Source organism: Enterobacter wuhouensis (assembly GCF_004331265.1).
Lineage (GTDB): Bacteria > Pseudomonadota > Gammaproteobacteria > Enterobacterales > Enterobacteriaceae > Enterobacter > Enterobacter wuhouensis.
The window spans coordinates 95,578-109,508 of the sequence record NZ_SJOO01000006.1 but is presented as its reverse complement, the minus strand read 5'-3'; the positions used below and the strand labels follow the sequence as shown (position 1 = coordinate 109,508).

Annotated in this window: 12 protein-coding genes; 9 read left to right on the top strand and 3 right to left on the bottom strand. The window is 59.2% G+C overall.

Going from position 1 to position 13,931, the window contains the following annotated elements; all coding sequences use genetic code 11:
- Positions 1-33: 33 nt before the first annotated feature.
- Entirely contained in the window at positions 34-1,533 is a 1,500-nt protein-coding gene (locus E0L20_RS14815; protein WP_131634606.1) for an MDR family MFS transporter, read from the bottom strand.
- Positions 1,534-1,611: 78 nt separating this feature from the next.
- Here E0L20_RS14815 and E0L20_RS14810 point away from each other — a divergent pair, with 78 nt between their 5' ends.
- A complete protein-coding gene (locus E0L20_RS14810; protein WP_131634605.1) occupies positions 1,612-2,259 on the top strand; it encodes a TetR/AcrR family transcriptional regulator in 648 nt (215 codons plus the stop codon).
- On the opposite strand, the gene E0L20_RS14805 is transcribed toward E0L20_RS14810, so the two are convergent.
- Positions 2,256-2,675 carry a GNAT family N-acetyltransferase gene (locus E0L20_RS14805; protein WP_131634604.1) on the bottom strand — a complete coding sequence of 140 codons (420 nt, stop codon included), beginning with the start codon at positions 2,673-2,675 and terminating at the stop codon, positions 2,256-2,258. The two genes, E0L20_RS14810 and E0L20_RS14805, sit on opposite strands and share 4 nt — an antisense overlap.
- Before the next feature lie 186 nt (positions 2,676-2,861).
- Here E0L20_RS14805 and E0L20_RS14800 point away from each other — a divergent pair, with 186 nt between their 5' ends.
- The 5 genes from E0L20_RS14800 (at position 2,862) to E0L20_RS14780 (ending at position 9,592) form a co-directional block, all read left to right on the top strand.
- The gene (locus E0L20_RS14800) at positions 2,862-3,431 is read left to right on the top strand and encodes a TetR/AcrR family transcriptional regulator (RefSeq protein ID WP_131634603.1); all 570 of its coding nucleotides are present in this window, start codon (positions 2,862-2,864) and stop codon (positions 3,429-3,431) included.
- 148 nt (positions 3,432-3,579) lie between these two features.
- Positions 3,580-4,701: an efflux RND transporter periplasmic adaptor subunit gene (locus tag E0L20_RS14795; protein ID WP_131634602.1), complete on the top strand. Its 1,122-nt coding sequence runs from the start codon at positions 3,580-3,582 to the stop codon at positions 4,699-4,701.
- Positions 4,701-7,811: an efflux RND transporter permease subunit gene (locus E0L20_RS14790; RefSeq protein ID WP_131634601.1), complete on the top strand. Its 3,111-nt coding sequence runs from the start codon at positions 4,701-4,703 to the stop codon at positions 7,809-7,811. Before E0L20_RS14795 ends, E0L20_RS14790 begins: the two co-directional genes overlap by 1 nt.
- On the top strand, positions 7,811-9,175 hold the full coding sequence (locus tag E0L20_RS14785) for an efflux transporter outer membrane subunit (protein WP_131634600.1): 1,365 nt from the start codon (positions 7,811-7,813) through the stop codon (positions 9,173-9,175). The genes E0L20_RS14790 and E0L20_RS14785 overlap by 1 nt, the downstream gene beginning before the upstream one ends.
- Before the next feature lie 120 nt (positions 9,176-9,295).
- On the top strand, positions 9,296-9,592 hold the full coding sequence (locus E0L20_RS14780) for a YicS family protein (protein WP_131634599.1): 297 nt from the start codon (positions 9,296-9,298) through the stop codon (positions 9,590-9,592).
- A gap of 46 nt (positions 9,593-9,638) precedes the next feature.
- On the opposite strand, the gene E0L20_RS14775 is transcribed toward E0L20_RS14780, so the two are convergent.
- A complete protein-coding gene (locus E0L20_RS14775; protein ID WP_131634598.1) occupies positions 9,639-10,589 on the bottom strand; it encodes a LacI family DNA-binding transcriptional regulator in 951 nt (316 codons plus the stop codon).
- A gap of 293 nt (positions 10,590-10,882) precedes the next feature.
- Between E0L20_RS14775 and E0L20_RS14770 the strand changes: the two genes are divergently transcribed.
- The 3 genes from E0L20_RS14770 to E0L20_RS14760 are packed head-to-tail and all read left to right on the top strand — an operon-like array spanning position 10,883 to position 13,928.
- Complete coding sequence (locus E0L20_RS14770) at positions 10,883-11,197, top strand: PTS sugar transporter subunit IIB (RefSeq protein WP_010426508.1); 315 nt, start codon at positions 10,883-10,885, stop codon at positions 11,195-11,197.
- 11 nt (positions 11,198-11,208) lie between these two features.
- The gene (locus E0L20_RS14765; protein ID WP_131634597.1) at positions 11,209-12,534 is read left to right on the top strand and encodes a PTS sugar transporter subunit IIC; all 1,326 of its coding nucleotides are present in this window, start codon (positions 11,209-11,211) and stop codon (positions 12,532-12,534) included.
- 17 nt (positions 12,535-12,551) lie between these two features.
- Positions 12,552-13,928: a glycoside hydrolase family 1 protein gene (locus E0L20_RS14760; protein WP_131634596.1), complete on the top strand. Its 1,377-nt coding sequence runs from the start codon at positions 12,552-12,554 to the stop codon at positions 13,926-13,928.
- The last annotated feature ends 3 nt before the right edge of the window (positions 13,929-13,931 follow it).

Below are 13,931 nucleotides of genomic sequence, written 5' to 3'. Positions count from 1 at the left end.
AGCGACTCGCAATAAATAACAGAAGCGCTAACCTCACGCCTGCCGACGCAGCGGCGCCTCGCGTAAAAACCACGACAGCGCAAACGCCAGCACCATGATCCCCGCCGCCAGCAGGAATACCGCGTGAATGGCCGAGCCGAACGCATCAAGGTAGTCCAGCCTCAGGGCGTCTGGCAGATGATGAATGGCGGTCGGGTTCAGCTCGCGCGGCAGCTCTGCCCCTTCAGGCAGCCTGTCCACCAGCCCCGACTGCAGAACATGCGTGAACACCGCGCCAAACAGCGCGACGCCAATGGCCCCGCCAATGGAGCGGAAGAGCGTGACGCCAGAGGTGGCGACGCCGTATTGATCCGCCGACACGCTGTTCTGCACCGCCAGCACCAGCACCTGCATCACCAGGCCCAGCCCCATGCCCAGCACGCTGGTGAACAGGTAAAGCTGCCAGGTTGGGGAGGTGAGTGAAATGCGCGTCAGTAAAAACATCCCCACCAGGCCGAGCAGGGTGCCGAGGATCGGGAACAGGCGGTATCTCCCGGTATGGCTAATAATGCGCCCGCTGATAATGGAGGTCAGCAGCAGCCCGCCCATCAGCGGGATGAGCTGCAGGCCGGCCTGCGTTGGCGTGGCGTCTTTCACGACCTGCAGGTACAGCGGCAGGAAGGTCACCGAGCCGAACAGCGACATGCCAATGATAAAGCCAATCAGGCTGCAGAGCAGGAAGCTGCGGTCGCGGAACAGCGACAGCGGAATAATCGGCTCCCACGCCAGCCGCTCCTCATAGATAAACCCGGCGATCCCCGTCAGGCCAAAGGCCAGAATGCACCACAGCTGCGGGTCGCTCCACGGGCGGACGGTGCCGCCTTCGGTGGTAAACAGGATGATGCACAGCAGCGCCATGCTGAGGTAAATCGCCCCCAGATAGTCAATCTCATGTTTGCTGCGCCGCGCGCTGCCGTGGAATACCGCGCCAATCACCAGCAGCGCAAACAGCCCCAGCGGCAGGTTGATGTAGAAAATCCAGCGCCAGGAGGCGTGCTGAACGATAAACCCGCCGATCAGCGGCCCGATGACCGTCGCCAGCCCAAACACGCCGCCAAACAGCCCCTGATAGCGCCCGCGATCGGCAGGCGGGATCACGTCCGCGACGGCGGCCATGCTGATCACCATCAGGCCGCCGCCGCCCAGCCCCTGCAGGGCGCGCATCAGCACCAGCTGGGTCATGTTTTGCGCCAGCCCGCACAGCGCGGAGCCCACGAGGAAAAGGACAATCGCGATTTGCAGGACGATTTTACGCCCAAACAGATCGCCGAACTTGCCGTACAGCGGCACCACGATGGTGGAGCTGAGGATATAGGCCGTCACCACCCAGGAGAGCTTATCCAGCCCGCCAAGCTCGCCGACGATGGTCGGCAGCGCGGTAGAGACAATGGTCTGATCCAGCGCAGAGAGCAGCATCACCAGCAGCAGCGCGCTGAACAGCAGCTTAATCGACGGCGCTTTTTGCGCAGGTTGAGTCATTACGTCGGACTCCATAAGAGATCGCTTGAAATTAATTAATCGTATAATTAATATTTGTGTAAGTGATGAATAAGATCAAGAGGCACCGTGGTCATGCCAGCATTAAAAGACAATTCTGAACCGCGCCGCCCGGGCCGTCCACGCGGCGGCAAGCGCGTCACCGCCAGCCGCGAACAGCTGCTGGATATCGCCCTGAACCTCTTTTCCCGTCAGGGGATCGCCAACACCTCGTTGAACGCCATCGCCAAAGAGGCAGGCTTCACGCCCGCGATGCTGCACTACTATTTCAACTCCCGAGAGCAGCTGCTGGATGCGATGATTGAGGAGCGTTTTCTGCCGTTACGCGAGAGGATCGGGACGATTTTCGCCGATAACCGGGATTCGCCGGTGAACGCCCTGACGGAAATGGTTAAGGTGCTGGCCGAGCTGGCGGAACAGCATCACTGGTTTGCACCGCTGTGGATGCAGGAGGTGATTGGCGAAATGCCGGTACTGCGCACCCATCTGCAGGCGCGGTTTGGTGACGAGAAGTATCAGGCGACGCTCGCCACCATCAAAGGCTGGCAGCAGGAAGGGAAGCTGAATCAGGCGCTGGCACCGGAGCTGCTGTTTACGACCTTGCTGAGCCTGGTGCTAGTGCCGTTCTCACGCATGCGCAATGACGAGAGGCTAAAATCCCTCTCGCCGGAAATCATTGTCCGTCATGCGCTTGCCGTGATCGGCACTGGGATCGGCGGTTAAAGCGCTTTCGCCAGATAGTGCCGCTGCATGCCTTTATACGGATAATCCTGTAAAGACATCTGCAGCTGGTACCCCTGTTTTTCATAAAACGGGCGCGCCTGGAAGCTGGCGGTATCGACCAGCGCGTGCCTGCAGCCTTTGCGTCGGGCTTCCTCTTCGGCCGTTCTGATGAGCTGGCTGCCGACGCCGGATCCGCGCACGGTCTCGCTGACCCAGAGAAAATCAATATTCAGCCAGTCGCCTTTCCGCACCCCAATCAGCCCGCCGAGCATGAGGCCTTTTTCGTCCCGCACGTAAACGCCAATATCGCCGCTAAAGTTCGCCAGATCTAAAAACTGCCCGTTATACGATCTCAGCCCCGTTAATAACTCTTCTTTTTCTTCTGGCGTAACTTTTTCAGTGATGCTCAACTGCATATTGTTCTCCTTATTTTCAGCGCAATCTGAATATCTCACAGCTTCACCTTCATAAAAACTCCTTATTTCCTCCATTGTTTAACCCTGGAAATATTCATTCAATATGTAAATAAAAAAAGCCTTTCCAATACGCACCTAAAACGTATAATGAGAACGATCATTCTCACTTTTACACGGTAGCCGACGATGAGCACAAAGCTGGAAGAACGACAAAAACTGCGCCAGGACGAGATCGTTACCGCCGCGCGCCGCTGCTTTCGGGCCAGCGGGTTTCACGCCGCCAGCATGTCGCAGATCGCCAGCGAGGCGAAGCTCAGCGTCGGACAAATTTACCGTTATTTCAGCAACAAAGACGCGATCATCGAAGAGATGATCCGCCGCATCATCGACTCGCGCATCGAGGAGATGCAGGGCAAAACCCTGGTGGAAGGGATGCCGCAGGCGCTCGCCTGGCGACAGACCCTCAACGAAGATGACGATGCCCTGATGCTGGAAATGTCCGCCGAGGCCACGCGCAATCCTCAGGTTGCCGCCATGCTGATCGAAGCCGAATCGCGCATGTTCGCCAACGCCTGCGCGCATCTGAAAAAGCAGTTTCCCCACCTGAGCGACGAGCATATTCGCTGCTGCGTGGAGATTACCGCCGTGATGATCGAAGGCACCATTTACCGTCGACTCACGCCGTTAAAAGTACCGTCAGAACAATTAGAGCCTCTTTATCAGGATATTTTAAATATGCTTTTCACTGCGAAGTAATCGCATATGAATAATTAGCGGGAATAAGTAATTCCCCTTTTTTACATTTCTGACTCAGTCAGAGATGCGGTATCGCTGTGCCTTTAATTAGCCCTCCTCCCTGTTAAGCGATTAACGGGGCAGGCATCGTTCACCTTGGAAAAAGATTATGAAAACCATAACAACCTCCATCGCGGCATTACTCCTCCTGACAGGGTGCGATAATGCGCAAACATCTGCTCCCCAGCGTCCTCTTCCGGAAGTGGGGATTGTCACGCTCATGAGCCAGCCGGTGTCCGTCGTCAGCGAGCTGACGGGCCGCACCGCCGCCGCCATGAGCGCCGAAGTGCGCCCGCAGGTAGGCGGCATTATCCAGAAGCGGCTGTTCACCGAAGGCGATACGGTCAAGGCCGGGCAGGCGCTGTATCAAATTGACCCTTCCAGCTACCGCGCCGCCTACGATGAAGCCGCCGCCGCGCTGAAGCAGGCGCAGGCGCTGGTGCAGGCCGACTGTCAGAAGGCCCAGCGCTATGCGCAGCTGGTGAAGGACGACGGCGTGTCGCGTCAGGACGCAGAGGACGCGAAGTCCACCTGCGCGCAGGACAAGGCCAGCGTTGAGTCAAAGAAGGCCGCGCAGGAGAGCGCGCGCATTAACCTCAACTGGACCACCGTCACCGCGCCGATTGCCGGACGCATCGGCATCTCCTCCGTGACCCCCGGCGCGCTGGTGACCGCCCAGCAGGATACCGCGCTCGCCACCGTTCGCGGGCTCGACAGCATGTACGTCGACTTAACCCGTTCCAGCGCCGATCTGCTGCGTTTACGCAAGCAAACCCTTGCCACCAACAGCGATACGCTAAGCGTGTCGTTAATCCTCGAAGACGGCAGCACCTACAGCGAGAAAGGCCGTCTGGCGTTAACCGAAGTGGCGGTGGATGAATCGACCGGCTCGGTCACGCTGCGCGCCGTCTTCCCGAACCCGCAGCATCAGCTTCTTCCGGGCATGTTCGTTCGCGCCAGGGTAGATGAAGGCGTCATGAACGATGCGATACTCGCGCCGCAGCAGGGAATCACCCGCGACGCCAAAGGCACCGCCACCGCGCTGGTGGTCAATGCCAGCAACAAGGTCGAGCAGCGTCAGCTGGAGACGGGTGACACCTACGGCGACAAATGGCTAGTGCTGAGCGGCCTGAAGGCGGGCGACAGGCTGATTGTGGAAGGTACTGACAAAGTGGCCGCCGGGCAGGAAGTGAAGGCCGAAGAGATGAAAACCAGCGGAGGAAACGCCTGATGTTTTCCCGCTTCTTCGTGCGTCGCCCGGTCTTTGCCTGGGTTATCGCCATACTTATCATGCTCGCCGGGATGCTGGCGATCCGCTCGCTGCCGGTGGCGCAGTACCCGGACGTCGCCCCGCCGTCGATCAAAATCTCCGCCACCTACACCGGCGCCTCCGCGCAGACGCTGGAAAACAGCGTGACGCAGGTGATCGAGCAGCAGCTCACCGGGCTGGATAACCTGCTCTACTTCACCTCCACCAGCAGCTCGGACGGGTCGGTGAGCATCAACGTCACCTTCGAACAGGGAACCGATCCGGACACCGCCCAGGTGCAGGTGCAGAACAAGGTCCAGCAGGCGGAATCGCGCCTGCCGACCGAGGTGCAGCAGTCCGGCATTACCGTCGAGAAATCGCAGAGTAACTTCCTGCTGATCATGGGCGTGTACGACAAAACCGACGCCGCCAGCAGCTCGGATATCGCCGACTGGCTGGTGAGCAATATGCAGGACCCGCTGGCGCGCGTGGAGGGCGTCGGCAGCCTGCAGGTGTTCGGTGCGGAATATGCGATGCGCATCTGGCTCGACCCGGCGAAGCTGGCGTCCTACTCGCTGATGCCGTCCGACGTGCAGAGCGCGATCGAAGCCCAGAACGTGCAGGTTTCCGCCGGTAAAATCGGCGCGCTGCCCTCGTCAAACGCCCAGCAGCTGACCGCCACCGTCCGCGCCCAGTCGCGCCTGCAAACGGTCGATCAGTTTAAAAAGATCATCGTGAAGAGCCAGTCCAACGGCGCGGTGGTGCACATTAGCGACGTCGCCCGCGTGGAGATGGGCAGCGAAGACTACACCGCCACGGCGAAGCTGAACGGCCACCCGGCGGCGGGTATGGCGGTGATGCTTTCACCGGGCGCGAACGCGCTCAACACTGCGACGGCGGTAAAAGACAAGATTGCTGAGTTCAAAAAGTCGATGCCGGAAGGCTACGACGTGGCGTACCCGAAGGACAGCACCGAGTTCATCAAGATCTCCGTTGAGGACGTGATTCAAACCCTGTTCGAAGCCATTATCCTCGTGGTGGTGGTGATGTACCTGTTCCTGCAGAACATCCGCGCGACGCTGATCCCGGCACTGGCGGTGCCTGTCGTTCTGCTTGGCACCTTCGGCGTGCTGGCGCTGTTCGGCTACTCCATCAACACCCTGACGCTGTTTGCGATGGTGCTGGCGATTGGGCTTTTGGTGGATGACGCCATCGTGGTGGTGGAAAACGTCGAGCGTATTATGCGCGACGAGGGGCTGCCCGCGCGGGAAGCTACCGAGAAATCGATGGGCGAAATCTCCGGCGCGCTGATCGCCATTGCGCTGGTGCTCTCCGCGGTATTCCTGCCGATGGCCTTCTTTGGCGGCTCCACCGGGGTGATTTACCGTCAGTTCTCGGTCACCATTATTTCGGCGATGTTCCTCTCCGTGGTGGTGGCGTTAACCCTGACCCCGGCGCTCTGCGGCGCGATCCTGCGCCATACGCCCCCTCACAAAAAGGGCTTTTTCGGCGCGTTTAACCGCTTCTACAGCAGGACCGAGCACGGCTATCAGAACAGGGTGCTGCGCGCCCTGCGCCGTTCCGGCGGTATGCTGGTCATCTACGCCCTGCTCTGCGGCGCGATGGGCTTCGCCATGCTTAAGCTGCCGGGCAGCTTCCTGCCGACGGAAGACCAGGGTGAAATCATGGTGCAGTACACCCTGCCAGCAGGCGCGACGACGGTGCGTACCGCCGAAGTCAGCCGCCAGGTGCGCGAGTGGTTCCTCACCAAAGAGAAAGCCAACACCAACGTCATCTTCACCATTGAAGGCTTCAGCTTCAGCGGCAGCGGCCAGAACGCCGGGATGGCGTTTGTCTCCCTGAAAAACTGGTCAGAGCGTAAAGGCGATGAGAATACCGCTCAGGCCATTGCCCTGCGTGCCACGCAGGAGCTGAGCACCATCCGCGATGCGACCATCTTTGCCATGACGCCGCCTGCGGTGGACGGCCTGGGCCAGAGCAACGGCTTTACCTTTGAGCTGATGGCCAGCGGCGGCACCGACCGCGACGCGCTGCTGAAGCTGCGTAACCAGCTGATCGGCGAAGCCAACCAGGACAGCTCGCTGCACGCCGTGCGCGCCAACGATCTGCCGCAGATGCCGCAGCTTCAGGTGGATATCGACAACAACAAGGCCGTGTCGCTGGGGCTCTCCCTGAGCGACGTGACCGATACCCTCTCCAGCGCCTGGGGCGGAACCTACGTGAACGACTTTATCGATCGCGGCCGCGTGAAAAAGGTCTACATCCAGGGCGACAGCGACTATCGCGCCGTGCCGTCGGATCTCAACAAATGGTACGTGCGCGGCAGCGACAGCACCATGACCCCGTTCTCCGCCTTCGCCACCACCCGCTGGGAGTACGGCCCGGAAAGCCTGGTGCGCTACAACGGCTCGGCGGCGTATGAGATTCAGGGCGAAAACGCCAGCGGCGCCAGTTCCGGCACGGCGATGAGCAAAATGGAGCAGCTGGCAAACAGCCTGCCGTCCGGCAGCACCTGGGCGTGGAGCGGCTTGTCGCTGCAGGAAAAGCTGGCGAGCGGTCAGGCGATGAGCCTGTATGCCCTCTCCATCCTGGTCGTGTTCCTGTGCCTGGCGGCGCTGTATGAGAGCTGGTCGGTGCCGATTTCGGTCATTCTGGTGATCCCGCTTGGCGTGCTGGGCGCGGCCGTCGCCGCCTCCCTGCGCGGCCTGAACAACGACGTCTACTTCCAGGTGGCGCTGCTGACCACCATCGGCCTGTCGTCGAAGAACGCCATTCTGATTGTGGAATTTGCCGAAGCCAAAGTCGCGGAAGGCTACTCCCTGACGCGCGCCGCGCTGCGTGCCGCCCAGACGCGCCTGCGTCCGATCGTCATGACCTCGCTGGCGTTTATCGCAGGGGTGACGCCGCTGGCCGTGGCAACCGGGGCAGGTGCCAACAGCCGCGTGGCAATTGGTACCGGCATTATCGGCGGGACGCTGGCCGCGACGCTGCTGGCGATCTTCTTCGTTCCCTTATTCTTTGTACTGGTGAAACGTCTGTTCTCCGGTAAACACGCGAACCGGAGGTCATAATGTTTCGTGTATCTGTTTTAGCGTTAGCCCTGCTGAGCGCAGGCTGTGTGTCGTTAGACCCAACGTATCAACGCCCGGACGCCCCCGTCCCGGCAACCTTGCCCGGCGCGCACGGCGAAGCCACCGCCGTGGTGAGCCAGTGGCAGCAGGTGATGAACGACGCGCGGCTGAAAAGCGTGGTGACGATGGGGCTTAACAGCAACCGCGATGTGAAAAAAGCGATTGCGGATATCGACGCCGCCCGCGCCCAGTACGGTGAAACGCGCTCGTCCCTGTTTCCGACGGTGGACGCCGAGCTGAGCCACACCCGCAGCCGCACGCTGGCGAGCGGCGTGACCACCAGCGACGAAGCCAACGGCGCGGTCTCCAGCTTCGAGCTGGATCTGTTTGGCCGCAACCAGAGCCTCTCCCGCGCCGCGCGTGAAACCTGGCTTGCCAGCGAATTCACCGCGCAGAACACGCGCCTGACGATGGTTAGCGAGCTGACCACGGCCTGGGTGACGCTGGCGGCGGATAACAGCAACCTGGCGCTGGCGGAATCCACCATGGAGAGCGCCGCGAACTCGCTCAAAATCGTCAAACGCCAGCAGGAAGTAGGCGTGGCGGCGGCGACGGACGTCAGCGAAGCGACGGCGGTATACCAGCAGGCGCGCGCCAGCGTGGCGAGCTACCGGACGCTGGTGATGCAGGACAAAAATGCCCTCAATCTGCTGGCGGGCGATACGGTGCCGGAGAACCTGCTGCCCGGCACGCTGGAGAGCCTGAGCGACAACGCCATCACGCTGATCCCGGCGGGCGTCAGCTCCAGCGCGCTGCTGCGCCGCCCGGACATTCAGGAGGCGGAACATAACCTGCTGAGCGCCAACGCCAACATCGGCGCGGCGCGCGCCAACTTCTTCCCGACCATTTCGCTGACCGCCAGCGCGGGCGTCGGCAGCGATTCGCTGTCATCCCTGTTCAGCCACGGGATGAAGGTCTGGTCATTCGCGCCGTCCATCACCCTGCCGCTGTTCAGCGGCGGGAACAACCTGGCGCAGCTGCGCTACGCGGAAGCGGAGAAGAAGGGGCTGATCGCCACCTATGAGAAAGCCATCCAGAGCGCGTTTAAGGACGTGGCCGACGCGCTGGCGCGGCGTGAAACCCTGAGCGAGCAGCTCGACGCCCAGCGCGAATACGTGGCGGCGGAGCAAAAAACGCTGAATGTGGCAACGCGCAGCTATAAGGCGGGCGCGGGGGATTATCTGACGGTGCTCACCGCGCAGCGGTCGCTGTGGTCGGCGCAGGAATCGCTGATTGCGCTGCAGCAAACCGACCTGGAAAACCGCATTATGCTGTGGCAGTCGCTGGGCGGCGGTATTCAGTAACCTCATCGGTGGGCGATTCTGATGCGCAGAAAAGAGAAAATCATACTTTCGGCTGGAATCGCTACACTGAATGTAACGATATATTTCATGGGAAGCATGTGACGTTAACTGGAGGTTTCGATGAAAGCTGCGCACCTGGTTTGCCTGCTCGTTTGCCTGCTGTTCGCCGCGTTTGTCCACGCTCGGGAGAAGGACGATCCGGCGAAAGAGGCCCAGATAAAACAGCAGGTGCTGAAAGATGTGAAGAAAGCCTGTACGCCGCAGAAAAAACAGAGCGATAAGGCCTGGCAGGCGATGATTTTGTCGTCGGTGGCCAACCAGCTGCTGATCAAAAATGCCATTACCGCCGTGAAGCGCGACAACCTGGACGCCTACTGGGATGCCGTCAGTCAGGTGGATTGTATGGAAGATTACTGAGTTCTCGCCGGGTGGCGGCTGCGCCTTACCCGGCCTACACACACGTTTAACGCTTACGCATGTCAGGAATAATTAAATCCCCGCGCAGAACATAGGACCCCAGCATCTGCGTTTTCTCCGTCAGCCAGCTCACGATGCGCGCTGCCATCGCATCCATTGAATACTCAATGGCCGGGATCACCGGAATACCCGGCAGATGCAGCGACCCGCCCAGGCTGAAGACCATGATGTCGTCCGGCACCGATTTGTTAAACGCCTGCAGCTGCGGGATCACCCGCTGGGCTTCCTGCTCGTCCGCCACCAGCAGCGCGTTGAAATTCAGCGTGGTTGCGTTGTTAAGCAGCTCCTGCAGCGCAACGGACGACGAGGTCGCGTCCATAAAGACGAGGTTGCGATTAAAGGGCAGGAAATTTTTCTCCAGCGCGTGCTTGTAGCCGAGCAGCACCTGGTCGGCAAAACCGCTGCCGTGCGGGTGGATCAGCGCAATCTGGCGGCGACCCTGGCTGGTGAGGTAGTTACAGGCGGTTTCGGCGGCAAACGCGTGATCGAAATGGATGCTGTTGACGTTATCAGACTCCATGCAGTCAACGAGGATGACGTTATCCATGTCGACGTCCAGCGGGAAACGCGCGCCAATCACCAGGATGTCGTCACACAGGCCGCAGGAGAGTTCTTCGAGGGCGTTCATCACTTCCGCTTTGCTGTGCGCGAAGCGCAGCAGGAGGTGTTTCTGATGCTGGCTGAGCTGTTTTTCCAGCGCGTACAGATAACCGGTGGTCTGGTTAATGTTTTCCTGCGCGCAAATCACGCCAATGCAGCCCGTCGACTGGCTGAGCAGCGACTGTGCAATCACGTTAGGCCGGTAGTTCAGCTCATCCACCGCTTTCAGTACAGCCTGACGGCTGGCTTCCTTTACGCCACGCGACCCGCTCAACACTCGCGATACCGTGGCTTTAGACACCCCGGCAAGACGTGATACATCGTTGATTGTAGACATCTCTCTCCCCTGGCAGGCCAACTATATGCCTGCAAATTCCATTACCGCTACGGCTCACATTATAGCCAGTACGGAGTATATCCGTTTCCGTTTTTCATGGAAACCGATTTTCCGTTCCCACTCAAAATGACGTCATAACCGCCAAATTCCGTGATGCAGATCGTGGTAATAAGCCCCATAAGCAAAGCTTCTTGATGGTTGTCACACTTCTGTCTTTTATAAATGGAAACCGGTTTCCGTATGATGTCCAATCATCCTCGCAATAACTTTTTACATTTAGAGGATGGTTGTCGATGTTCAAGATTATGCTGTGCTGCTCTGCCGGGATGTCCACCAGCCTGTTGGTCAGCAAAATGGTCGATGTCGCGAAAGAACGTGGTTTGCCGGTGAAGATTGATGCGTACGGTGTTTCCGAATTTGATACGCAGTTTCCGCAATACCAGGTTGTCCTTCTCGGACCGCAAGTGAAATACATGTTAAAGACGCTCTCAGACAAGGCGGCGACGCAAGGCATTCCGGTACAGCCCATCGACATGATGGACTACGGCATGCAGCGTGGCGATAAAGTACTGGACTATGCTCTGTCGCTCATCGAAGCGGCACACTAAAAGGTGTTCACATGAGTTCGTTATATCAATCGATGGTCGCGGTGATTGAGCAGTCAATTACCCCGCTGGCCGCGAAGCTTGGTCAGCAAAAGTATGTGATTGCAATCCGCGACGGCTTTACCGCCGCGCTGCCGTTTATGATCATCGGCTCGTTTATGCTGGTGTTCATCTTCCCGCCGTTCTCGGCGGAGACCACCAACAGCTTCGCCCGCGGCTGGCTGGATTTTTCCCAGACCTACCGCGAGCAGCTGATGCTACCGTTTAACCTCAGCATGGGCGTGATGACCTTCTTCATCTCGGTGGGGATTGGGGCAAGCCTGGGGCGTCAGTTCAACCTCGACCCGGTGATGTCCGGCCTGCTGGCCTTTATGGCCTTCCTGCTGGTCGCCGCGCCCTATGCCGACGGCAAAATTTCGACCCAGTATCTGTCCGGTCAGGGGATTTTCACCGCGCTTATCACCGCGATTTACTCCACCCGCGTCTATGCGTGGCTGAAGCAGAACAAAGTCACCATTCGCCTGCCGAAGGAAGTGCCGACCGGCGTGGCGCGTTCGTTCGAGATCCTGATCCCGGTGATGGTGGTGATCGGCACGCTGCATCCGCTGAACCTGTTCATTGAAGCGCAGACCGGGATGATCATCCCGCAGGCGATCATGCACCTGCTGGAACCGCTGGTGTCCGCCTCTGACTCCCTGCCCGCCATTCTGCTCTCCGTGCTGCTGTGCCAAATCTTCTGGTTCGCCGGTATTCACGGCTCGCTGATCGTCACCGGCATCATGAACCCGTTCTGGATGGCGAACCTCTCGGCAAACCAGGCGGCGCTCGCCGCAGGCGCGGCGCTGCCGCACGTTTACCTGCAGGGCTTCTGGGATCACTACCTGCTGATTGGCGGCGTAGGCTCTACCCTGCCGCTGGCGTTCCTGCTGCTGCGCAGCCGCGTGACCCACCTGCGCACCATCGGCAAAATGGGCGTGGTGCCAAGCTTCTTTAACATCAACGAACCGATTCTGTTCGGCGCGCCGATCATCATGAACCCGATGCTGTTTATCCCGTTCGTGTTCGTTCCGCTGGTCAACGCCTGCCTGGCGTACGGTGCAACGAAGCTCGGCTGGCTGGCGCAAGTTGTGTCGTTGACCCCGTGGACCACCCCTGCACCGATTGGCGCCTCGTGGGCGGCGAACTGGGCGCTGAGTCCGGTGGTGATGTGTCTGGTCTGCATGGTGATGTCCGCGCTGATGTACCTGCCGTTCCTGCGTGCCTATGAGCGTACGCTCATCAAAAACGAAGAGCAGAAAGCCCAGGCAACCGTCGGTAACGCTGAAGCCGCCAGCAATTAAGTCAAAGAGGAAGAGTCATGAAATACGCATTTCCCGATAACTTCTGGTGGGGCAGCGCAAGCTCCGCTCTCCAGACGGAAGGGGCAAGAGAGGGCGAAACCACGTGGGATTACTGGTTTGCCCGCGAGCCGAACCGTTTTCACAACGGCGTGGGGCCGCAGCAGACCTCCACGTTCTATCAGCACTGGAAAATGGACATTCAGCTGTTAAAGCAGCTGAACCACAACAGCTTTCGCACCTCGATTAGCTGGGCGCGCCTGATCCCCGACGGTATCGGTGAAGTGAACCCTGAGGCGGTCGATTTTTACAATCAGGTTATTGATGAGCTGAATGAACAGGGCATCACGCCGTTTATCACCCTGTTCCACTTCGACATGCCGATGGCGATGCAGGAAATCGGCGGCTGGGAAAACCGCGACGTGGTGGACGCCTACGCCCGCTATGCGCAGATCTGCTTCGAGCTGTTTGGCGATCGCGTGCTGCACTGGTTTACCTTCAACGAGCCGATCGTGCCGGTGGAAGGCGGCTATCTGTACGACTTCCACTATCCGAACGTGGTGGATTTTCGTCGGGCGGCCACCGTGGCGTATCACACCGTGCTGGCCCATGCGCAGGCCGTTCGCGCCTACCGCGCCGGGCATTACGCGGGGGAGATTGGCATCGTACTGAACCTGACGCCGTCGTACCCGCGCTCGCAGAACCCGGCTGACGTGAAGGCGGCGCACATCGCAGACCTGATGTTTAACCGCAGCTTCCTCGACCCGGTCCTGCGCGGGGAATACCCGGCGGATCTGGTGGCGCTGCTGAAATCCTACGATCAATTACCCGCCTGTAAACCGGAGGACGGTTTCCTGATTGCTGAAGGGAAAATCGACCTGCTCGGCGTGAACTACTATCAGCCGCGTCGCGTGAAGTGTCGCGACAGCGCGGTGAACCCGCAGGCGCCGTTTATGCCGGAGTGGTTCTTTGATAGCTACGAGATGCCGGGCCGCAAGATGAACCCGTACCGCGGCTGGGAAATCTACGAGCCGGGTATTTACGATATTCTGGTCAACCTGCGCGACAATTACGGCAACCCTCGCTGCTTTATTTCTGAAAACGGCATGGGCGTCGAAAACGAGCAGCGCTTTATTGAAAACGGCCAGATAAACGATCGGTACCGCATCGAATTTATTTCTGAGCATTTAGCCTGGCTGCATAAGGGTATTAGCGAAGGGTGCAATTGTCTTGGCTACCATATGTGGACGTTTATTGATAACTGGTCGTGGTGCAACGCGTATAAAAATCGCTACGGATTTATCCAGCTCGATTTAGAGACGCAGCAGCGCACCATTAAGAAAAGCGGAGAGTGGTTTGCCGCCACCGCCTTAAATAATAGCTTTGAAAAAGAGTAATAA